Genomic DNA, 223 nt, shown 5'->3' with positions numbered 1-223 from the left:
GTCAATGGTTATCTCACCGGCAAAAAATCTCTATCACTGTTTTGGCTGTGATGCCGGCGGCTCAGTACTGGACTGGGTGATGAAAACCGAAGGCTTAAGCCTGCGCCATGCGGTGGAACGCCTGCGCGGGGAACTGGGCGAAAATCCGGCAATGGCCCCGCTGGTCCAGCCGGATGAACCCGCCGTGCTGGCCGAAGATGAAGCCGGACGGCAGGCGCTGCTC

General features: G+C 60.5%; 1 protein-coding gene. It reads left to right on the top strand.

Annotated features, from left to right (window positions below; all coding sequences use genetic code 11):
* A partial coding sequence (locus ABR397_RS24755) for a CHC2 zinc finger domain-containing protein (protein ID WP_350307979.1) occupies nucleotides 1–223 on the top strand: 223 nt, incomplete at both ends.

It is taken from the genome of Photorhabdus viridis (genome assembly GCF_040256935.1).
GTDB lineage: Bacteria > Pseudomonadota > Gammaproteobacteria > Enterobacterales > Enterobacteriaceae > Photorhabdus > Photorhabdus viridis.
Note: the sequence above shows the minus strand (reverse complement) of the source record. Positions and strands in the feature narration are given on the sequence as shown.